We start from the raw sequence: 20363 nt of genomic DNA, 5'->3' as shown, positions 1-20363 counted from the left end.
TTGTCGGGCTAGCCGGTCGGTGGTCGGTTGTCTCGCTCGCCGGCGCGCCAATCGTTGAATCGCTTGCCGATCTTCGAGACCGTTTCGCCGACTTCGTGGCCAACGGTGCTCACGGCCGACCCCACGTCCTTGCCGAGGGTGCGGACGGTGCGGATGAGTGGGTCTTCGGATTGGTCGAAGTTCTGCCGGTAGGTGCGGGCGGCTTCCTTCATCTCGTCGCTGATGCTGGTGTTCTTGTCGTGTTCGCGGCGCGGGTATTCGCCTGCCAGCATGCGGTTGTATTCGCCGGATTGGATCCAGCGGCGCAGTTCGGCGGCCCGCAGCACCGAGAACGGGTGGCTTTGCAGTTCCAGGTTGAGCAGTTTCAGGACGCCGTCGCGCAGGTCGCCGGAGCGTTCGTAGTCGTCGGCCTGGGCCAGGAATGCGCCGTGGTTCATTTCCTTGATCCAGGTGCCGCCCGCGGTCTTCATGTGCACCCGCACCGAGGCATCCACGTCTTGCCCACAGAGGAGTCCGGCCCGGTCGCCGGACAGCTCGGATTTGCGACTCCACTCCATCAGCGCGGCCACGATGGCGCGTAATGCCCAACCGCCCACCGGCATCCAGCCGATGCTTGCCGACAGCCGCAGCAGGTGCATGAGCATGGTGCGGTAGACGGCGTGGCCGGACAGGGCGTGGCCGAGTTCGTGGCCGACGATGAAGCGCAGCTCTTCGGTGTCCATCAGGTCGATGAGTCCGGTGGTCAGCACGATGAACGGGGTGTCCATGCCGATGGTCAAGGCGTTGACGTGCGGGCTCTGCAAGACGAACATCTCGGGCGTCGTGCGCGCGTCGAGGATCTCGACGCAGTCCTCGCGCAACTGATGCAGCGAACGGAACTGGCGCTCGTCGACCCGGACGGCGGTCGCCAGATACAGCAGCCGGTGCTGGCGTTCCTGCAACAACCCCGACAGTGCGCGCAGCACCACGTCGAAACCGGACAGCGAACGCAGCGTCACCAGGGCGGTGCGGTCGGCCGGATGTTCCCAGGCGCGCGTGCTGATGCCCGGCAGTCGGGTGCGGACACGATCCGGGCTGGTAGTCATGGGATGAAGACCCCTCTTTTTGGAACTCTGCCTGTGGTCAGCGGCCTGCACGCAGTCGCCGTCATAATTCGAGACAGTGGCGTCCGCTCTGCTACAGTCTGCCCGTGTCTTCGAGTGCCGTCCCGCTGGTCCGCCATGAATTGGCGTTGATCGCTGTCGGCAACCTCGATGTCGCCGATATTCACTGTCGTTGATCGGTAACCCGGCACTTCTGCGCGTCGTTTCCTCGTAGACTGGCACGCACCTTTTTCGCAGATGTGTCCGAACCCCGGCGGCCGTCCGGCCGAGAGTCGCGCCACTGCCGTAGCAGCAGGTCTACCGATCAGCATCAGCTCCTCCGTCATCGATCGCCGTGCCGGCAGTGACGGTTCCGTTGGAAAGGTCCACCCCCATGTCTCGCAAATCTTGGCTCTCGCCGCGTCGACGCTACGGCGCTGCCGCTCTCACCGCGATCGCGGCGGTTGCACTCACCGCGTGCGGCGGTGGAGCCAGTGACACCGTCGGAGGTAGTGGTTCCGACGGCAGCGGCGGCACACTGAACCTCTTTGCCTACGCCGTGCCGAAGCCGGGCTTCGACAAGGTGGTCCCTGAATTCAACAAGACCGAAAAGGGCAAGAACGTCCAGGTCAACGGGTCCTATGGTGCCTCTGGTGACCAGTCCCGCAAGGTCAAGGACGGCGCCGAGGCCGACATCGTGAACTTCTCGGTGGAGCCCGACATCACCCGATTGGTCGACGCGGGTCTGGTCGACGCGAGCTGGAATGCCGACGCCACCAAGGGAATTCCGTTCGGTTCGGTCGTCGCGATCGTGGTTCGCAAGGGCAACCCGAAGGGCATCAAGGACTGGGACGACCTGCTGAAGCCGGGTGTCGAGGTGGTCACCCCGAACCCGTTCAGCTCGGGCTCGGCCAAGTGGAACCTGCTCGCTCCGTACGCCGCCAAGAGCGACGGTGGCAAGAACCCGCAGGCCGGACTCGATTACCTGAGCCAGCTCATCTCCAAGGAGCATGTGAAGGTCCAGCCGAAGTCCGGTCGTGAGGCCACCGAGACCTTCCTGCAAGGCACCGGTGACGTGCTGCTCAGCTACGAGAACGAGGCGTTGTTCTCCGAGCGCAACGGCGACCCGATCGAGCACGTCGTCCCGCCGACCACCTTCAAGATCGAGAATCCGGTCGCGGTACTGAAGAACACCAAGAACCTGGAGAAGGCCACCGCTTTCCGCGACTTCCTGTACACCCCCGAGGGCCAGAAGGCGTGGGCTTCGGCCGGTTTCCGTCCGGTCGACCCGAAGGTGGCCGCCGACTTCACCAAGGACTTCCCGACCCCGCAGAAGCTGTGGACCATCGCCGATCTCGGTGGCTGGAAGACCGTGGACAAGGAGCTGTTCACCGCGAACACCGGCTCCGTCGCGGTCATCTACGACAAGGCCACCAAGTAGCTCGGTGACCTGAGCCACACGGGATACTCGAGACTGTGACAGACAGCAGCAACACCGGAACCGGGCCCGCGCCCGGTTCCGGCGTTTCCGTAGAGGCGGGCGCGACAGTGCCCGCCGCCGCGCTCGGGCGCTTCGACTGGTCGTGGCTGCGGGTCACCGGCTCGGTCGGCCCGCTCGGCATCGCCACCGCCGTGTTGTGGCTCAGCATCATCGTGCTGTTGCCACTGGCCGCACTCACCGTCGCATCCTTCGACAACGGCTGGTCCGGGTTCTGGGACGCCGTCACCGCACCCGCCGCACTCGACTCGCTGCGGATCACCGTCCTGGTGTCGGTGGTGGTCGCGGTGATCAATGTCGTGATGGGCACGTTGATCGCCTGGGTGCTCGTCCGCGACGAATTTCCCGGCAAAGGCGTCGTCAACGCGCTCATCGACCTGCCCTTCGCGCTGCCGACCATCGTGGCCAGCATCGTGCTGTTGTCGCTGTACGGGCCGCAGAGTCCGATCGACATCCACCTCAATGCCACCCAGCCCGGACTGGTCGTGGCATTGGCGTTCGTCACGCTGCCGTTCGTGGTGCGCTCGGTGCAACCGGTGCTGATCGAGGCCGACCGCGAGGTCGAGCAGGCCGCACTGTCGCTCGGCGCGGACAACTGGACTACTTTCCGACGGATCGTGTTGCCGACCCTGGCACCCGCCGTCATCAGTGGCGGCGGCCTCGCCTTCGCCCGGGCTATCGGCGAATACGGCTCGGTGGTGCTGATCGGTGGGGCCATTCCGCGCAAGACGGAGATGGCCTCGCAGTACATCCAGAAGCAGATCGAGATCGACCGGCCGGTGAACGCGGCGGCGGTCTCGGTCACGTTGCTCGCCATCTCGTTCGTGGCACTGTTCGTGCTGCGGCTGCTTGCCGAGCGCAGTGCGCGTAAGGAACAGGCCGCTCGATGAAACTTTCTCCGCTGACTCGCATTTCATTGCGGACCATCGCACTGGGCTACCTGTTCATCCTGCTGGTGTTGCCGCTGGTCATCATCCTGTGGCGCACCTTCGAGAAGGGCGTCGGCGCATTCGTCGACGCGATCACCACGCCCGCGGCGATCTCCGCTTTCCAGCTCTCGATCATCATCGTGGCGATCGTGGTGCCGGTGAATGTCATCTTCGGCATCGTCACCGCGCTTGCGCTGGTGCGCGGCAAGTTCCCCGGCCGCACTCTGGTTCAGGGCATCGTCGACCTGCCGTTCGCCGTCTCACCGGTCGTGGTCGGCGTCGCTCTGATCCTGCTGTGGGGCGCCAACGGTTGGCTCGGTGGTCTGGAGGACCTCGGCTTCAAGGTGATCTTCAATCTGCCGGGCATGGTGATCGCCACCATCTTTGTCACACTGCCGTTCGTCGTGCGTGAGGTGGAGCCGGTGCTGCACGAGATCGGCGACGAGCAAGAGCAGGCCGCGGCCACGCTCGGCGCATCCCGGTGGCAGACCTTCTGGCGCATCACACTGCCCGCCATCCGCTGGGGCCTGACCTATGGCGTCGTGCTCACCGTCGCTCGCGCGCTCGGCGAATTCGGTGCGGTGATCATGGTGTCCTCCGCGTTGCCCGGCAAGTCACAGACGCTGACCCTGCTCGTGCACGGCCGATACATCAACGACCACAACACCTTCGGCGCATATGCCGCCGCCACCCTGCTGATGGGCATCGCGCTCGTCGTACTACTGCTGATGACCCTCCTCGAACGTAAGCGGGGCACCAAGTGATCACCCTTGCCGGAGGCCACCCATGATTATCGTGAACAACGCGAAGAAGAACTACGGTTCGTTCGCCGCTCTCGACGATGTCTCCATCGACATTCCCTCCGGAGAGCTGACCGCGCTGCTCGGACCGTCGGGTTCGGGCAAGTCGACGCTGCTGCGGTCCATCGCCGGGCTGGAGTCGCTCGACTCCGGCGTCGTTGTCATCGCCGGGCGCGATGTCACGAGGGTGGCGCCGCAAAAGCGTGACATCGGTTTCGTGTTCCAGCATTACGCCGCGTTCAAACACATGACAGTGCGCGACAACGTGGCGTTCGGGCTGAAGATCCGCAAGCGCCCCAAGGGCGAAATCGCCAAGCGGGTCGATGAACTGCTCGGCATCGTCGGCCTCGACGGTTTCCAGCATCGCTACCCCGCACAGCTGTCGGGTGGTCAGCGTCAGCGCATGGCGCTGGCACGCGCGCTCGCCGTCGACCCGCAGGTGCTGCTGCTCGACGAGCCGTTCGGCGCACTGGACGCCAAGGTTCGCGCGGACCTGCGCACCTGGTTGCGTCGGTTGCACGAAGAGGTCCACGTGACCACCGTGCTCGTCACCCACGATCAAGAGGAGGCGCTCGACGTCGCCGACCGGATCGCGGTGATGAACAAGGGCCGCATCGAGCAGGTCGGCACCCCAGAGGACGTGTACGACCGTCCCGCCAACGAATTCGTGATGTCGTTCCTCGGTGCGGTGGCCCGCCTCAACGGACACCTGGTGCGTCCGCACGATATTCGGGTCGGCCGCGACGCGAGCATGGCGCTGGCCGCGCATGAGGGCACCGCGGAATCGGCCGGTGTCACCCGCGCGACCGTGGAACGTGTCGTGCATCTCGGCTTCGAGGTGCGTGTCGAGTTGCGCAACGCCGCTACCGGAGATCTGTTCGCAGCTCAGGTAACCCGCGGCGATGCCGAGGCGCTGCACCTCAACGAGGGGGAGACGGTCTTCGCCCGTGCTACCCGCATCCCGGAGTTGCCCGCCGGATAAGGCACTTCAGGTGCATGTACCGGACTACGCGCACGTTCTGGCGACTCACCTACAGCGTTCGGCAACCCCGATACTGTTGCTCGAGTAGCAGGAGCAGGCGACCGACCCATCCTGGAATTCGGGACACACCGGACGAAATGCACACCGATGGCGATCCGGAAGCGCCTGTGCGGTAGATGGATTCAGCCAGTCGGTAGCTGGCCTGGTGCTGTTTTGTTGCCGGATGGGATAGCGCGGTGCCCGTGTTGCGGGGAGGGAAGCGTGCTCCATGGCGACTGGGCGGTCTGCTACTCGGCTGGCTAACTCGGAGAGGGCATCCTCGAATTTCGCCGCGCCGTAAGGAAATCCAGCTGCCTGCGCAAAGTTACGCACAGCGTGGCAGGTGAGCGGTGCTCGGCGCTTTCGCTATACGACCTGTATCGGTGCAGGCGGATGCGGACAATCGTATGTCCGGTGGTTGGCAGGCGGGTCGCCGAGTGGTTGCGTGATGGGGTTCGAAGCAAATCGGCTCGGCGATCAGGTGGATTGCGATGGCGGTTGGTCTCGGTTTGAGTATCGGCACCGTGAACACGGTTTCCGCTCTGGCGGAGGAGCGTTCGGCCAAGGCTCCGCCGGGGCGACGCTCCGCCGCCGAGCGTTCGCCCGCCATCACCCGCCGCACCACACTCACCTTCGACAGCACCGGCATGGCGCGAGTGGGCATGATTCCGCGGCACGGTCGCGCCATCACCGAATTCGCCGACCTTACTCAGCGCACCACTTTGCGGGCCCGAGTCGGGCATCGTGCCCTGTCCTCCGCCGATCTGGTCGCGGTGGTCGCCGAATGCCTGATCACCGAGGCGCGGCGCGATCGCCGGGCGGTCGAGGCCGGGATCGTGCTGACCCATCCGGCGGGCTACACCGACGCCCACGTGGACGAACTGCGCGCGGCACTGGATGCCGTCGCCCTCGGGCATGTGGTGCTGGTCGCCGAGCCGGTCGCCGCCGCGATCTGGCTGGAAGCCACGCGTGGCCCGCTCATGCCAGGGCTGGCGTTGGTCTATGACCTAGGTGGGTCCACCCTCGACGTCACCCTGGTCCGAGTGGGCGCGGGTCGTCCGCACAATCCGATCGTCGGTGTCCCGCTGCGCTCGCCGAAATTCGGTGGCCGTGCCTTCGGTGCGCTGGTCGCCGAGCGGGCTGGGACCGGTGGTGCCGCTGCCGCGCTGTCGGGGGCGGTCACCGGCACGACCGCCGACGCGCTGCGTACCGAGCAGGTGCGCCGTTCTTTGGAGTTGGTGTATCGCTGTCTCGGCATGGCCGACGTGACGATGGCCGATGTGGACTGCGTACTGGTGGTCGGTGGCGCGGCTCGGCCGATCGAGGTCTCCCAGGTACTGGCGGGTGAGTTGGCGCGCCCGGTGATCACGGCCCCGGATCCGGAGCGCACGATCGCCGAGGGCGCCGCGATCATCGCGCGCAGGTCCGTGGCCGCTGTCGAGGAGGCAGCGGGTGTTTCGCACGGACGCAAACATCGTGGGCCGCACGGCAGGGCGACGAGGACGGCCTTGTTGTTGTCACAGCGGACGCGGCGCAGATTGACGAAAGTTGCCATCGCGGCGGGGATGTCGGCGGCCGGTGTCGTGCTTGCGCTCGCTGTGCCCGCGGATTCGGTGGTCGCGGGATTGTCGCAGTTCGGGGTGCGATAACGCGGGAGAGACCGCCTGCGGTGGCCTGTATCCGGCTCGCCACCGCGAAGGTCGAGCGGGTGCCGGGTTGACTGCCGTGGCCGTTGGTGTAACTATGGGAAACAGATAAATTGTCCCATGAGGAGAGGCAGTGACGACGATGTCTGCAGCCGTGACGCCCGCAGTCGATCCCGATCTGGAGAAGGCGCAGGAGTACGCAGCGAAATTGCTGCTGCTCTCCGAAGGGTCGATCAACAAGCACTTCGACCCGTTCGAGGACATCGACTGGGACAACCCCGACTACGCGGCCGACGCAGGCGAAGAGCGGTGGATCCTGCCGATGTCCGGCGACACCCTCGGCCGCCACCCCTGGTACCTCGCGCTCTCCGACGAGGAGAAGATCAAGATCGGCAAGTACCGTCAGGCCAACGTGGCCAAGGTCGGTCTGCAGTTCGAATCGATCCTCATCAGCGGTATGGCGACGCACAACTTCGGCCTGCCCAACGGCTCACCCGAATTCCGCTACTGCTCCCACGAAATGATCGAGGAGCACAACCACACCCTGATGTTCCAGGAGATGGTGAACCGGATCGGTGTCGACGTTCCCGGGATGGGCCCGCTGGTGAGCAAGTTCAAGTACCTCGGCGCTCCGGTGGCCGGGCTGTTCCCGAACCTGTTCTTCATGGCGGTGCTGGCCGGCGAAGAGCCGATCGACCACATCCAGAAGGCCATCCTGCGCTCCGGCGAAGAGGTCCACCCGATCATGCTCGGGGTGATGGCCATTCACGTCGCCGAGGAAGCACGCCACATCTCCTTCGCGCACGAGTTCCTCAAGAAGCATGTGCCAGAGGCGAACCCGGCCGGCAAGCTGGTGCTGTCGGTCGCGATGCCGATCGTCATGTGGATCCTCGGGCGCTCGATCGCGACGCCACCGAAGGCGTTCTTCGAGGAGTTCGATATCCCGCCGTCGGTCCGCAAGGAACTGTTCTACGGCTCCAAAGAAGCCAAGCAGGTCTTCCGCGACTACTTCGCCGACGTGCGCACCCTGGCCAACGACATCGGCCTGATGAACCCGATCTCCAAGGCGGTCTGGAAGCTGCTCCGGATCGACGGCCACACTACCCGCTACCGTTCGGAGCCGCTGCGCGCGGTCAAGGCTGCCTGACGTGCCCTACGTTGTCACCCAATCCTGTTGCAGCGACGCGTCCTGCGTCTACGCCTGCCCGGTCAACTGCATCCATCCCACGCCCGACGAACCGGACTTCCTGACGGCGGAGATGCTGTACGTGGACCCGCAGGCGTGCGTGGACTGTGGTGCCTGCGCCAGCGCCTGCCCGGTCGACGCCATCACCTCGTCGAAGAAGCTGACCGATGAGCAGAAGCCGTTCATCGAAATCAACGCTGACTTCTACCGTCAGGCGCGCCCGCGTCCGCTGCTCGCGCGTCCGGTGCCCGCGGCCGAGATCCATGCCGAACGGCAGCCGCTGCGGGTGGCGATCGTCGGATCGGGGCCGTCGGCGATGTATGCGGCCGACGAGCTGTTGACCCAGCCCGAGGTGTCGGTGACGGTCTTCGATCGCCTGCCGGTGCCTTATGGACTCGCCCGGCACGGTGTCGCGCCGGACCATGGCAAGACCAGACAGGTCAGCGAGCTGTTCGATGTCATCTCGGCGCAGCCCGGGTTCGGGTCCTACCTGAATGTCGACGTGGGCAAGCATGTTTCGCATGAGGAGCTGCTCGGACACTTCCATGCGGTGATCTACGCGGTCGGAGCGTCCTCGGATCGTAAGCTCGGTATCCCCGGTGAGGGGTTGGCGGGCAATGTCTCCGCGACCGACTTCGTCGCCTGGTACAACGGGCATCCCGATCATGCGGGCGACACCTTCGATCTGTCGCAGCGCCGGGTCGTCATCGTCGGCAACGGCAATGTGGCGCTCGATGTCGCGCGCATCCTCGCCAGCGATCCGGCGTCATTGGCAGGCACCGATATCGCGCCGTACGCGTTGCGGGCGTTGCGGCACAGCGAGATCGAAGAGGTCGTCGTCCTCGGCCGCCGTGGTCCTGCCGAATCTGCTTTTACCGTTCCGGAATTCGTCGGCCTGCTCGGCGCCGATGTCGATATCGCCATCGAGGGCGAGCTGCCCGACCCGGCCGAGGGCCTGCCCTACCAGGTAGAGCAGAAGATGCGACTGCTGCGCAGCGTGGCCGACCGCCCGTTCGGCGCTCGCAAACGGATCATCTTCCGCTACCTGGCCGCGCCGACCGAAATTCTCGGCACCGACGAGGTCATCGGGGTCGAGGTCGGTCGCAACGAACTGGTCACCGACCCGGACGGCCGGGTTCGTGCCGTTGCGACGGGGGAGACCGAGCGGATCGACGCCGGACTTGTGCTGACGTCGGTGGGCTATCGCGGTGTTGCGTTGCCCGGGTTGCCATTCGACGACCAGGCGGCGGTGATTCCGAACCGGGACGGACGTGTCCTACATCAGGCAGGCGGATCGGTGTTCCCAGGCACCTACGTCACCGGCTGGATCAAGCGCGGCCCCACCGGCTTCATCGGCACCAACAAGTCGTGCGCGCAGGAGACGGTGCAGCAGTTGGCCGATGATTTCAATGCCGGTCTGCTGCCTGAACCCCGTGGCAGTGCCAAAGAATTCGCTCGCCTGGTGCGCAACCGTCAGCCCGCGGTGCACGCGGCAGGGGCGGCGCAGCGTCCCGGCCCGATCCGGCGACTGCTTGCCCGCGCTTGATTGCGGCCGAGCCGCCCCTCGCAACCCGCAGCTCGGGCGGCGACGGCTGCGGGAGCGACCTGATACGCACAGTCGCAGACCATCACGGCACCGCCGGATCGCCTGCTGCTCGGCCTGCGCGCTCACGGGCCGAATGCGGGACTGTTGTACGGACTGGGTCCGGTGGCGGCGATCAGACGGTAGGGTCACAAGAGCGGTTGTCGGCACCTCGGCCGGCGGCCACGTGATGAGGGCGTGTTCGAGCCGAGGTGCCGCGCCTGTCTACAAGGACGCGATACTCACCGAGCTGTGAACCCGCCGTCGATCGCGAGTGCCGCGCCGGTGACGAAGCTTGCTTCGGCGCTGAGCAGGTACGCGCAGAACGAGGCGATCTCCTCGGGCTTGCTGATTCGGCCGAGGGGATGCAGTGCGGCAATCGCCGCTTCGCCCTCCGGTGTCGCGCCCATCGAGTTGCGGAAGGCGGGCGTGTCGATCGCGCCGGAGACGATCGCGTTCACCCGCACACCCTGTTCGGCCGTCTCCAAGGCCACCGCGCGCGTCAGTCCGATCACGCCGTGTTTGGCTGCGACATACGGGGCGACCTGGCCCATGCCGACCACGCCGAGATTCGAGGCGTTGTTCAGGATCGCGCCGCCGCCGGAGGCGACCAAGGCCGGAACCTGGTGGCGCAGACCGTAGAACACGCTGGTCAGATTGAGCTCGATATCGGCGCGCCAGCCGGACTCCTCGATGTCGGAGACCGAACCGAAGGCGTTGACCGCGCCCGCGTTGTTGAAAGCTCCGTCCAGACGACCGTATTCGGTCAACGCGGCCTGCGTCAGCCGGGCCACATCGGCTTCGACGGTCACATCCGTCGGCACGAACAGCGCGCGGCCGCCCGCCGCACGGATGTCGGAGGCGACCCGCTCGCCTGCGTCTTTGCCACGAGCGCCGAGTACCACGGCCGCGCCCTCGGCGGCGACGCGCAGGGCCACGGCCTTGCCGACCCCTGAGCTCGCTCCGGTGATCAGCACGACCTTCTCCGCGAAGCGTGTAGACATCGTCTTGAGTTCCCTTCTCGTCCTTGCCTTTTTGTGTCGGATGAAGCCGCAGACCGGATCTTGTCTCGGTCGTGCGCCGCATCGCTGTACCCAGTCAAGCCGGGGCGGTAGTGCGGTGCTGGCGGAAAACAGCCTTTGCATTTGACGTGTCATATTCATGCGAATGGGGCACGTGTGCCACGAAATGCATAGCGCTGGCAACGATTCGGTTACCGACCGGTCGGTGTGCGTTGTCCGGGTTTGATCGGAGGCTGTCGAGTGGCGACAGTGGAGGTCCAAGATGGATATCCAGATCGCTGCGTAGTAGCGGAATCTGCGCTACTGCAGTCGAATTGCCGTCGGCGAAACGCCTGAATCGGCCTCGCATAACCCATCTACCTGGATAAATGATGTATAGCCAACGGCGGTAGAATTTTCCATATCAATTCAGCATCCGTACTGGCCGGTAGGCAGTTAACCTGTGGGGGCTATTTGGAAGACGACCGCGGCCACATGGATCTCCTGTGTGATGGACGTGGTCACGGTGCGTTGACGGGATGGCGAATGACTACAGGCGTGGGCTTCAGCATCGGTTCAGTGAACTCCGTATCGGCTTCGGTGAGCGTAGAGCGCTCCCGGCCATCGGTGCGCACTCGACGTTCGGCGGTGACGTTCGACAGCGCGGGCGGCATCCGAATCGGTGGGATACCCCAATTCAGCATGGCAGTCAGTGATTTCGCCGATCTGGCCCGCGATCCAGAGCCGGTGATCGTCGGCGGGCGGATCTGGTCCCCCGCCAATCTGGTTGCGGCCGTGGTGAACAGCCTGATCGAGGCCGTCGAGCCGATCGCAGGTGCCGTATCCACCTACCCGGCAGCGTATTCCGACAAACAGGTCGCGCTGCTGCGCCAGGCCATGGATCTCGCCGGAGCGCGAGACGTGCTGCTGGTGCCCGAACCCGTGGCGGCAGCGGAGTGGCTCGAGCAGGAGCGGGGTCCGCTGGAACCCGGCTTCATGCTGGTGTACGACCTCGGCGGCACCAGTCTGGACGTCACCGTCGTGCGGGTCGGTCCCGACTGGGAAGACCATCCTATGGTGGGAAAGCCGATGCGCTCCTACGACTTCGGCGGCCGACCGCTCGGCTCGATGATCGCGCGATATGCTCACGGCGTCGCTCCCGGTCGCACCGCACCGTTGTCGATGACCTCGATCGTCGACGTCGACGGGTTGCGCACCGAGCACATCCGCGATTCCTTCGATGTCGTGCGGGCGTGTGTGGAGTCGACCGGCCTCACCCTCTCCGATATCGGACGCATCTTGCTCATCGGCGGCGCGGGCCGGCCGGCGGAGGTCGCGCGGACACTCGCCGAACTCGGTCGCCCCGTGGTGATGTCGGCCGATCCCGGTCAGACCGTCGCCGCCGGCGCCGCTTACTACGCCGCGCGCACCTTCGTCCCCGCCGTCACGGGCAATCATTTCGTGCCGCACCCCACGGTGTTCTCCGGTGCCGCAGTCGCATCCGCGATCGCCGTCTCGGCCGTGACCGTGTTCGGCGGACCCATCGACACCGGACTATCCCCGGCGCTCGACCGCTTACCCGACATCGGCGTTCCCGCGGATGTCCTGCTGTATGAACCGAGTGGCGACGCAGCGCTCGACCAATTGTGGCGAGCCGGGGGCACGGGATCGCGGCCGATCGCCTACGCCCCCTCCGCTCTCGCGATCGCACCCGTCGCCCAGTCGGCCCGATTCGGACCGACGCTGGCCGAATCCGGGCCCCGTTCCCACCAGAACCCACGATCCTGTTGCGACACACCGCAATCCGGACTTGACACCTACGCCAACCCGGCTCAATTCAACAACCCACTGCCTTTCTTTCCCGCACCCAACGTGAACCTGACGCCGCGCGTCCCAGCTATTCCCAGGATCAGTTTCCCGCCCGGTTTTCCCGGCACGACTCCTGCTCCTGCCCCGTCCAATCCGTCCCCCACCACTCCAGCGACTCCTGGGACGGGGACTTCGTCGGGTGGTGGGACCGGTAGTCCGACCACTGGTGGTGGGGCCGGTATTCCGACCACTGGTGGTGGGGCTGGTATTCCGACCACTGGTGGTGGGGCTGGTAACCCGACGTCCGGTGGTGGGGCTGGTAACCCGACGTCCGGTGGTGGGACTGGTAACCCGACGTCCGGTGGTGGGACTGGTAACCCGACGTCGGGTGGTGCGACGGGCACTCCAGCCTCCGGGGGCGCATCCGGTTCCACGTCAGGCGAAACGGCGCACGATGGTGTGAATTCCGGCGGCGTGGGCTCCGGCGCAGCCTCGGGTGCCGCATCGTCAGGCGGCGACACCTCGGGTGGTGCTTCTTCCGGAGGTCCGTTCCCGGGGGATCCGGACGGTTTGTCGTCGGGTGCATCCGGTGGGACATCTTCGGGTGGTCCGAGGTCTGGGGGAGCTTCGTCCGGTGGCGCCTCGGCCGGCGGAACATCCTCGGGCGCAGGCACTTCAGGTGGTGCGTCCTCGGGTGGGGCATTTCCGTCAGGCGCGTCTTCGGGTGGCGCGTCTTCAGGTGGCAACTCCTTCGGAGGAGCCTTGCCAGGTGGCGCGAGTTCGGGTGGAGCTTCATCGGGTGGTGCATTCTCGGGCCACTCCGGTGGCGCAGGTGGATTCGGTGGCGGTGGCGCAGGTGGTCTCGGTGGCTCAGGTGGTTTCGGTGGCGCCGGTGGTTTCGGTGGCGGTGGCGCAGGTGGTTTCGGTGGCGCGGGTGGCGCCGGTGGTTTCGGAGGCGGTGTGCACGGCCGCTGACGTCGAGTCGAGGGACTTCGAGAGTCGCCGACCTGCAGGTAGTGACTGCCTAGTGATCGTCCGTGAGCTGGTCGCGTGCCGTTGTCTTGCGTTCGTCGGCGACTCCGCGCGCTGCTTCAGCCCCCACCAGGCCATCGGCCCGTTGTCACCATGAATGTCGGCTGAGACCGGGGCGGCGGCGACCATAACGAGGATGCTGCCGACCCCGCCATCCGAACTCTGCTTGCCGTATCCGGTCGTGGGCGCTGCTCGTCGGTGTGTATCGGACGGGTGCGGGGGAGGCGCTCGAAACGATGTTCGTCACCACCGCCCTCGCGCGGATCGCTCCCGCGGCATCGGCACGGACGATATGGGAACGGTCTCGCGTGGGGATTCCCCCGGCATGTCGAATCACGTCGGTGGCCTATCCGCCCGCGAGTGAGTGGATGACCGCAACCGTGTGGGATCGCAGGTCTCGATGACCGAGTGCGCCTGGAACTCCTGACAATTGATCGGATGACGCCCGGCGGCGCGCCGATGCACAATGGGTTGGTGGTTGTAAGCGGGGGACCCCAGCTCATTGCGCTCGATGTGGACGGGACACTGCTGCAGACGGGATCGCCGGTCACCGAGCGGGTGGCCGATGCCGTGCGGGCAGCGGTCACGGCGGGCGCGCATGTGGTCGTGACGACCGGGCGGACGTTGCTGACAACGCGTCCGGTGTTGGAGCAGGTCGGCCTGAGAGAAGGGCATGCGCTGTGTTCCAACGGCGCCGTCCACATAGATGTGGCGAGGGGCGAGCCGGTCGCCGTGCAGGCATTCGATCCCGCGCCCGCCGTCACCGCATTGCGCGCGCTGTTCCCGGACATGATCTTCGCGGTGGAGAAGGTCGGTGTCGGCACCTGGGCGACCGGCATGAGCCCTGGTGAGTTCTCGATCGGTGAATACCTGCTCGTCGACGATGGTGAATTGAGCAGCGAACCGACGCCGCGACTGAACGGCTGGTGGCCGGAGGGCACGCTGGCCGAGATGCTGCGATTGCTGAGTTCGCTCCGGGTGGCCGGCGCGAGCTGGGTGCACGGCGAATTCGGTCCGTGGCTCACGGTTTCCCGCCGGGGTGTCTCGAAAGGCTGGGCCCTGGAACGCCTGCGCAATGCTCTCGGCATCCCTCACGAGGCCACCCTCGCCATCGGCGACGGCTATAACGACCGCGAAATGCTGCGCTGGGCAGCACATTCCGTGGCGATGGCCAACGCGCCCGACGAGATTCGCGCGCTCGCCGACGAGATCGCGGAAGATGTCGTCGACGACGGTGTCGCCAAGGTTCTCGAACGCTGGTTCCGCGCCTGACCCACCGCACGGCCTGGTCATCGAAGCACGGGACTTGTCGGTCCCAGCCGAAACCGTCTGCGGATTCGCTACGGTCACTCACACCCGACTCTGTCTGTCGGATGGTTTGCAACTCCGCATCACGCGACCCGCTCGCGTGCGAAGAATTCATCACGGTGCTGATGCCGTGCCGCCCGACCTGGGCCGAGTGGGCACCCCATGCCGACGCACGGTGACCCGCGGTATCGGCAGGCAGGGTCCACCCGCCGGGTCGGCTACGCGGGTGCGGCCTCGGCCAAGACCTCCATGTAGTGCGGGTTGCTCATCACGCCGAGCACATTGCCGAACGGGTCGACCACGGAGGCGACCGCGAATCCCTGGGTGAGGGTCCGCACCGGCTGGTACTCCTTCGCGCCCAGCTCCATCAGTCGGTCCAGTGCGGCCTGCAGGTCGTCGACAGCCCAGTACAAGACCTGGCCGCCCGGCTCGGTGGGCGCGCCCTCCGGGGCGAACTGCCGGTTGAGGATGCCGAGTTCGTGCTGGTAGTCGCCGATGCGGAACTCGTAGTACGCGCCGGGCACGTGGAAGTAGGGCTCGACGCCGAGCAACTCGGTGTACCAGTCCTTCGCGCCCTCGAAGTCCTCGGCCCAGTACGTCACGGTCGCCATTCCACGCAGCATTTCGGTCTCCTTCGTCGGTGGTCGTCTTCTTGTAAAAACCATCATCCAACCCAAAGTGCTCACGGAATGAGCACTTTTACGGGCAGAATGAAAAACATGCGAGCGGACAGGTTGGTGGCGACCCTGCTGTTGATGCAGGCGCGCGGACGGGTGACGGCGGCGGAGATCGCCGAGGAACTCGAGGTCTCGGTCGCCACCGCGCGTCGCGACCTCGAGGCGCTGTCGGCGGCGGGGGTTCCGGTGTACTCGCAGATGGGGCGCGGCGGCGGCTGGTCCTTGATCGGCGGTGCACGCACCGATCTGAGCGGCCTGAACGAATCGGAAGCGCGCGCACTGTTCCTCCTGGCGGGCCCGTCGGCGAAGGCGGTACCCGAACTGAAGTCCGCGCTACGGAAGCTGGTGCGCGCCTTGCCGCAGACCTTCCGCGACGATGCGCAGGCCGCGGCCGACGCCGTGGTCATCGATCCCGCGCGCTGGGGCGCCCATGATCCGACGCGCCCAGAAATGGTCAGCCGGTTGCAGCGGGCCGTCGTCGAACGCCACAAGGTGCGTCTGGACTACGACCGCAAGGGTGAGAAGACGCAGCGGCTGGTCGATCCATGGGGTCTGGTCGACAAAGATGGCACCTGGTACCTCATCGCAGGCACCGATCGCGGTAAGCGCACCTTCCGCGTCGACCGCATCCTCGACGCGCTCGTCACCGACGAAACAGCCCACCGCCCCTCCGATTTCGATCTGTCCGAGGCATGGGGCGAAGTGGTCGGTGCGATGGAGCAGCGCCGGGCGGCCACTTCCGCCACCGCCTTGATCGCGGAGCACTTACTGCCCGTCCTACGCAATCAGCAGGGCAGGCACTGCGTGGTGGACGGCCCGGTCGAGGACGGCCGCATCCGAGTCAGCATCACCGCACCGACGCCGCGCATGATCGCCCAGCAGTTGGCGGGCTGGGGGACCGAAATAGAAGTGCTCGGTCCGCAGTCGGTGTGCGACCAGCTTGCGGTGCTCGGCACCGAACTCGTCGATAGATATCGGACCTGAATCGCCGATTCGCAGAATGAGTCACGCACATCGAATCATCATGTTTCGCCTTCGAATCATCGGCAAAGAATTCGATGTGCCCGGGGTTTTTCGATCGGCGCGGTCGCTCCCGCTCGGATTCGGCGGGTGTCACGGTGGTCTCGGGCTGGGGTTCCCAATGATGAAAAGAGTTGCGGGCAGAACGGTTTGAAATCTGAACAGTCCTCCGTTACGTTGAGCTGTTCGGATCATCCTGAGCCGAACAGTAATTCGAGACGTTCGATTTGATATCGGGGGTCGGGGAGAAATGAGAAAAGACATGGTCCGTCGGACCTTCGTGAACAAGCTGGTCGCCGCGGCGATGCCGCTGGCGGTTGCCGTCACCTTCGCCGGTGTGGCATCGGCCGATCCGGGGCAGCTCGCTCCGGCGCCCGCACCGGTTGTGCAGCTGGTCGCCGAGCCGGTCGTTACGCCGGTGGCCGCCGGGATCCCGCTGGAAGAGATTGCGACCAATCCGGAAGCGAAGAACCACGATCCGCTGGCCAACGGTGCGGCAGGCGGCGCTCTCGCGGGTGCGGCGGGCTCGGGCGTCCTCGCGGGTGTCATGTGCCTGCCCGCCTTCCTCGTCGGCGCGATCCCGTGTGCGATCAGCGGTGCGCTGACCGGTGCGCTGTGGGGCACGGTGATCGGTCTGCTGGTCGGTGCGCTCGCTCCGGAGATGGTGCCGCAGGTGCTGCCCTGATTCCAGGGGTGAATCAGCGAACACTGGGCCGTGTCAGGACAGAAATGTTCTGGCACGGCCCAGTGTCGTTGCGGGTGCCTTCGTCGAATAAGGATGGCCGCGCGGGTAATTAGCGTGCGTGCTCTTCGGCGCGCGTGGACAAGCGGCTGTGGAGTGCGCGCACCATCTCGGCCGCCACCACGGCATGTCCGCTCATCGTGAAGTGGATGAGGTCGGCGCTCATTACCTCGGGGCGCAACCGCAGTGGGTGATCCCAGAATTCCACCAGGATCGCGTCGTAGCGCCCGGCCAATTCACGCACAACATCATTGAGCGCTGCCATCCGGTCCCGCATCGGACGCATCGGCAGCATTCGCTCCACCTCCCACACATCGGCCAGCGTGAATGTGCATACCTGAGCGCCGCTGCGGGCCAGCGTGCCGAAGAGCGCATCGAGATTCGTGCGCAACTCATCGACACTGCCTCCAGGCAGGAACAAATCGTTGCCGCCGCAACTGAGGTGTACCAGGTCGGGCTCGAATTCCAGAACCGGCTGCAGCTGCTCGGCGAGCACCTGCGCGGTGGTGGCGCCGATCCGGCCGGTATTCAGATACGCCAGACCGGGATTCACCGACGAAAGCGTTCCTGCGACACGGTCGGCCCACGCGGTGCTCTCATAGCCGGGGCTCGGATCGCCGACGCCCTGGGCGATGGAGTCACCGAGTACCGCGTAACGCTGCCACGGTGCGCCGACCAGTAGGCGCCGCGCTTCGTCGGCGGGCAGTAGCATCGGGTCATCGGCCTCGGTGCGAACAGTACCGTCGGTCAAGGTGACTCCCAAGTCTCGGGCTGAGTGTTCGGCGACGTCGTCGGGCCGAAAGCTGTGGTGCGGCATGCTTGCTCCTACTGCGTGGCGGCTGCGGTGGCGGGCGTGCGGCTCGGGATCGCGATGAGTAGCGCGGCCGCAACACCGATGGCCGCGCAGATGGCGAACACGGTGTGGAATCCGCCGAGCGGATCGCCGGGATGCGCCGCGAACACTGCGGCCAGCACCGCGATGCCCAGCGCACCGCCGACCTGACGTGCGGTCAGGTTCATTCCGATACCCGCGGCAAACTCCTGTGGCGGAAGAGAACTTGCCGCAGCCGTGCCGAGCACCGTGACGACGATCCCGACGCCGCCGCCGCCGAGCAGTCCCGCAGGGATCCACGCCGACCACAGCGCCGGTGTCACATCGAATGCATCGGTACTCATCCACGTTGTGGTGGCGGTGTACATCAGCGCGCCGAGCACGCCGACCCAGCGCCGCGTGGTGGGGGAGGTGATCCGACCGGCGATGGTGGCGGTCACCATCGAGGACACCGCGCCGACGGTCAACGCGCCGGCCGATTCCAGCACCGAGTACTGCCACATCGCATCGAGGAAAAGCGGTCCCGCCAAGAGCCAGGCGAACATGCTCCCGCCGAACACGAAGGTCGAAGCCGTAGCCAGCGCGTACGGCCTACTGCGCCACAGCTGGACGGTGATGGCGGGATTGTGGTGGCGGGTCGAGCGCAGCAGTGCGGCGAGGATCAGCAGGGCTCCGCCCACCAGCGCGATCAGCGTGACCGGTGCGTGCCAACCCCACTCTTGTCCCTCGGTGACGCCGACGACAAGGCCGCCGAGTCCGAGCGCGATGGCGATCGTGCCGAGCGGGTCGGGCATGGCGCTGCCCGGCTGTCGGGTGTCGGGCACCGGAATACGCAGACCGGACACGATGAGTGCGACCGCGATCGGGATGTTGATCATGAAAACCGAGCGCCAGCCGAACGTCTCGACCAACGCACCGCCGATCGCGGGACCGACTACGGCGGCGAATCCGCCTGCGGCAGACCAGGCTCCGATCGCTGCGCCGATTTTCTCGCGGGGCGTGACGCTGAGTACGAGCCCGAGCGCGGACGGCACCATGAGGGCCGCCGTCGCGCCCTGCAGTAGCCGACCGGCGATCAACCATGGCGCGCTCGGCGCGAGTCCGCACAGTAGCGAGGTCAGCGCGAAGCCGGCCATGGCGATCAAAAAAAGCTTGCGCCTGCCGAGGGTGTCCGCGAACCGGCCCGCCGGGGTGAGCAGCGCGGCGAACGCGACGGCATAGCCGCTCACGATCCAGGTCAACGTAGTGGCCGGGGTACTGGGGAAGTCACGAGCGATCGACGGGAAGGCGATGTTGACGACGGAAAGGTCGAGGAAGGCGATGAACGCGGCGCCGGATGCGATCAAGAGGGTGCGCGCAGCGGTGTTCGTGGTCGGCGGATTGTCGATCCGCGCGGTCACTTCGGTCATGGAGAGATCCTTTAGCGAGGAGGACGAACAAAGCGTACGATCGTTCGTGCAATTAACGTACGACCGTACGTTCGTATTTGCAACCCCTAGGTGGAACAATGGCGCTCATGGCCGAGTCGACAACCCCTCCGGAGCTGCAGCCCGGCTCCGATCAACGCCTGGCCAAGGGCGCACGGGCCAGGGCATCTATCGCCAGGCATGCCGCGGAAGTGGCCTCCGTCGAAGGGTTGACCGGAGTCAGCATCGGCAGGCTCGCCGCCGATCTGGGTCTGAGCAAGAGCGGCATCGCAACCTTGTTCGGCACCAAAGAGGCGCTGCAGGTAGCCGCGGTGAAGTCGGCCCGCGAGGCCTTCATCGAGCGGGTCATCGCGCCGAGCATGTCTCAGCCGGGAGGCTACGACCGCCTCCGGGTCCTGATCGAGCTGTGGTTCGGGCACATCACCGACCCGACCTTCCCTGGTGGATGTTTCCGCGTCGCTACCATCGCCGAATTCGACAGCAAGCCCGGTCCGGTCCGTGACGCTATCGCCGAGGATCGCAGGGACTGGCTCGCGTTCCTGGCCAAAGAGATTCGCCGGGCCCAGGCGCAAGGTCATCTCGGCGAGCGCGACGCGGATGTCATCGCCTTCGAAATCGAGGCCGTGCTCAGCGCCGCTAACACCGCCCAGCAGATGGGCGAGGACTGGGGTGTTGCCACCGCTCGTGCGATCGTCGGCGACCTCATGGGTGAGCCCGTCCCCTGATCGGTCGACCTCGATCGGTGAAAGCAGAAGCGGGCGCCCGATGATG

At 66.0% G+C, this 20363-nt stretch carries 18 protein-coding genes; 13 read left to right on the top strand and 5 right to left on the bottom strand.

Annotation, left to right across the window (positions count from 1 at the left end; all coding sequences use genetic code 11):
* Positions 1-8 precede the first annotated feature (8 nt).
* A complete protein-coding gene (locus tag AB0M74_RS22705; RefSeq protein ID WP_366528266.1) occupies positions 9-1085 on the bottom strand; it encodes a M48 family metalloprotease in 1077 nt (358 codons plus the stop codon).
* 104 nt (positions 1086-1189) lie between these two features.
* On the opposite strand from AB0M74_RS22705, the gene AB0M74_RS22700 reads away from it, so the two are divergent.
* The 8 genes from AB0M74_RS22700 (at position 1190) to AB0M74_RS22665 (ending at position 9708) form a co-directional block, all read left to right on the top strand.
* Positions 1190-1279, top strand: a complete 90-nt coding sequence (locus AB0M74_RS22700) for an Ms4533A family Cys-rich leader peptide (protein ID WP_328410605.1) — start codon at positions 1190-1192, stop codon at positions 1277-1279.
* A gap of 197 nt (positions 1280-1476) precedes the next feature.
* On the top strand, positions 1477-2523 hold the full coding sequence (locus tag AB0M74_RS22695; RefSeq protein ID WP_366528265.1) for a sulfate ABC transporter substrate-binding protein: 1047 nt from the start codon (positions 1477-1479) through the stop codon (positions 2521-2523).
* Positions 2524-2669: 146 nt separating this feature from the next.
* Positions 2670-3470 carry a sulfate ABC transporter permease subunit CysT gene (gene cysT, locus AB0M74_RS22690; RefSeq protein ID WP_366528324.1) on the top strand — a complete coding sequence of 267 codons (801 nt, stop codon included), beginning with the start codon at positions 2670-2672 and terminating at the stop codon, positions 3468-3470.
* Entirely contained in the window at positions 3467-4273 is an 807-nt protein-coding gene (gene cysW / locus AB0M74_RS22685) for a sulfate ABC transporter permease subunit CysW (protein ID WP_366528264.1), read from the top strand. Before cysT ends, cysW begins: the two co-directional genes overlap by 4 nt.
* A gap of 22 nt (positions 4274-4295) precedes the next feature.
* Positions 4296-5291 carry a sulfate ABC transporter ATP-binding protein gene (locus AB0M74_RS22680; RefSeq protein ID WP_366528263.1) on the top strand — a complete coding sequence of 332 codons (996 nt, stop codon included), beginning with the start codon at positions 4296-4298 and terminating at the stop codon, positions 5289-5291.
* 530 nt (positions 5292-5821) lie between these two features.
* Positions 5822-6979 (top strand): Hsp70 family protein, encoded by a 1158-nt coding sequence (locus AB0M74_RS22675; protein WP_366528262.1) that lies wholly within the window; start codon positions 5822-5824, stop codon positions 6977-6979.
* A 139-nt stretch (positions 6980-7118) separates the two neighbouring features.
* Positions 7119-8123 carry a diiron oxygenase gene (locus AB0M74_RS22670; RefSeq protein WP_366528323.1) on the top strand — a complete coding sequence of 335 codons (1005 nt, stop codon included), beginning with the start codon at positions 7119-7121 and terminating at the stop codon, positions 8121-8123.
* A gap of 1 nt (position 8124) precedes the next feature.
* Positions 8125-9708 (top strand): FAD-dependent oxidoreductase, encoded by a 1584-nt coding sequence (locus AB0M74_RS22665; protein WP_366528261.1) that lies wholly within the window; start codon positions 8125-8127, stop codon positions 9706-9708.
* A 278-nt stretch (positions 9709-9986) separates the two neighbouring features.
* Here AB0M74_RS22665 and AB0M74_RS22660 read toward each other — a convergent pair whose 3' ends face one another.
* Positions 9987-10748, bottom strand: coding sequence for a glucose 1-dehydrogenase (locus AB0M74_RS22660; RefSeq protein ID WP_366528260.1), 762 nt, complete (start codon positions 10746-10748; stop codon positions 9987-9989).
* 543 nt (positions 10749-11291) lie between these two features.
* On the opposite strand from AB0M74_RS22660, the gene AB0M74_RS22655 reads away from it, so the two are divergent.
* Both AB0M74_RS22655 and AB0M74_RS22650 read left to right on the top strand, forming a co-directional pair.
* Positions 11292-13529, top strand: coding sequence for an Hsp70 family protein (locus AB0M74_RS22655; RefSeq protein ID WP_366528259.1), 2238 nt, complete (start codon positions 11292-11294; stop codon positions 13527-13529).
* 495 nt (positions 13530-14024) lie between these two features.
* Positions 14025-14858, top strand: a complete 834-nt coding sequence (locus tag AB0M74_RS22650; RefSeq protein ID WP_366528258.1) for an HAD hydrolase family protein — start codon at positions 14025-14027, stop codon at positions 14856-14858.
* A gap of 254 nt (positions 14859-15112) precedes the next feature.
* Here AB0M74_RS22650 and AB0M74_RS22645 read toward each other — a convergent pair whose 3' ends face one another.
* Positions 15113-15517, bottom strand: a complete 405-nt coding sequence (locus AB0M74_RS22645; RefSeq protein WP_366528257.1) for a VOC family protein — start codon at positions 15515-15517, stop codon at positions 15113-15115.
* 96 nt (positions 15518-15613) lie between these two features.
* Between AB0M74_RS22645 and AB0M74_RS22640 the strand changes: the two genes are divergently transcribed.
* Both AB0M74_RS22640 and AB0M74_RS22635 read left to right on the top strand, forming a co-directional pair.
* Positions 15614-16555: a YafY family protein gene (locus AB0M74_RS22640; RefSeq protein WP_366528256.1), complete on the top strand. Its 942-nt coding sequence runs from the start codon at positions 15614-15616 to the stop codon at positions 16553-16555.
* Positions 16556-16853: 298 nt separating this feature from the next.
* The gene (locus AB0M74_RS22635) at positions 16854-17276 is read left to right on the top strand and encodes a hypothetical protein (RefSeq protein WP_366528255.1); all 423 of its coding nucleotides are present in this window, start codon (positions 16854-16856) and stop codon (positions 17274-17276) included.
* 109 nt (positions 17277-17385) lie between these two features.
* On the opposite strand, the gene AB0M74_RS22630 is transcribed toward AB0M74_RS22635, so the two are convergent.
* The gene (locus AB0M74_RS22630) at positions 17386-18084 is read right to left on the bottom strand and encodes an SGNH/GDSL hydrolase family protein (protein ID WP_366528254.1); all 699 of its coding nucleotides are present in this window, start codon (positions 18082-18084) and stop codon (positions 17386-17388) included.
* A gap of 74 nt (positions 18085-18158) precedes the next feature.
* Positions 18159-19574, bottom strand: a complete 1416-nt coding sequence (locus tag AB0M74_RS22625; RefSeq protein ID WP_366528253.1) for an MFS transporter — start codon at positions 19572-19574, stop codon at positions 18159-18161.
* A 107-nt stretch (positions 19575-19681) separates the two neighbouring features.
* Here AB0M74_RS22625 and AB0M74_RS22620 point away from each other — a divergent pair, with 107 nt between their 5' ends.
* The gene (locus AB0M74_RS22620; RefSeq protein WP_366528252.1) at positions 19682-20317 is read left to right on the top strand and encodes a TetR/AcrR family transcriptional regulator; all 636 of its coding nucleotides are present in this window, start codon (positions 19682-19684) and stop codon (positions 20315-20317) included.
* Positions 20318-20363 lie beyond the last annotated feature (46 nt).

This window comes from Nocardia sp. NPDC051463, from assembly GCF_040681975.1.
GTDB lineage: Bacteria > Actinomycetota > Actinomycetes > Mycobacteriales > Mycobacteriaceae > Nocardia.
This window is presented reverse-complemented; position numbering and strand designations above follow the sequence as displayed.

Bases quoted from the DNA above. Each gene is read 5' to 3' on its own strand.
- AB0M74_RS22680 (WP_366528263.1), top strand. From the start codon at position 4,296: ATGATTATCGTGAACAACGCGAAGAAGAACTACGGTTCGTTCGCCGCT.
- AB0M74_RS22655 (WP_366528259.1), top strand. From the start codon at position 11,292: ATGACTACAGGCGTGGGCTTCAGCATCGGTTCAGTGAACTCCGTATCG.
- AB0M74_RS22695 (WP_366528265.1), top strand. From the start codon at position 1,477: ATGTCTCGCAAATCTTGGCTCTCGCCGCGTCGACGCTACGGCGCTGCC.
- AB0M74_RS22650 (WP_366528258.1), top strand. From the start codon at position 14,025: ATGACGCCCGGCGGCGCGCCGATGCACAATGGGTTGGTGGTTGTAAGC.
- AB0M74_RS22640 (WP_366528256.1), top strand. From the start codon at position 15,614: ATGCGAGCGGACAGGTTGGTGGCGACCCTGCTGTTGATGCAGGCGCGC.
- AB0M74_RS22635 (WP_366528255.1), top strand. From the start codon at position 16,854: ATGGTCCGTCGGACCTTCGTGAACAAGCTGGTCGCCGCGGCGATGCCG.
- AB0M74_RS22645 (WP_366528257.1), bottom strand. From the start codon at position 15,517: ATGCTGCGTGGAATGGCGACCGTGACGTACTGGGCCGAGGACTTCGAG.
- cysW (WP_366528264.1), top strand. From the start codon at position 3,467: ATGAAACTTTCTCCGCTGACTCGCATTTCATTGCGGACCATCGCACTG.
- AB0M74_RS22620 (WP_366528252.1), top strand. From the start codon at position 19,682: ATGGCCGAGTCGACAACCCCTCCGGAGCTGCAGCCCGGCTCCGATCAA.
- AB0M74_RS22705 (WP_366528266.1), bottom strand. From the start codon at position 1,085: ATGACTACCAGCCCGGATCGTGTCCGCACCCGACTGCCGGGCATCAGC.
- AB0M74_RS22670 (WP_366528323.1), top strand. From the start codon at position 7,119: ATGTCTGCAGCCGTGACGCCCGCAGTCGATCCCGATCTGGAGAAGGCG.
- AB0M74_RS22660 (WP_366528260.1), bottom strand. From the start codon at position 10,748: ATGTCTACACGCTTCGCGGAGAAGGTCGTGCTGATCACCGGAGCGAGC.
- AB0M74_RS22625 (WP_366528253.1), bottom strand. From the start codon at position 19,574: ATGACCGAAGTGACCGCGCGGATCGACAATCCGCCGACCACGAACACC.
- AB0M74_RS22675 (WP_366528262.1), top strand. From the start codon at position 5,822: ATGGCGGTTGGTCTCGGTTTGAGTATCGGCACCGTGAACACGGTTTCC.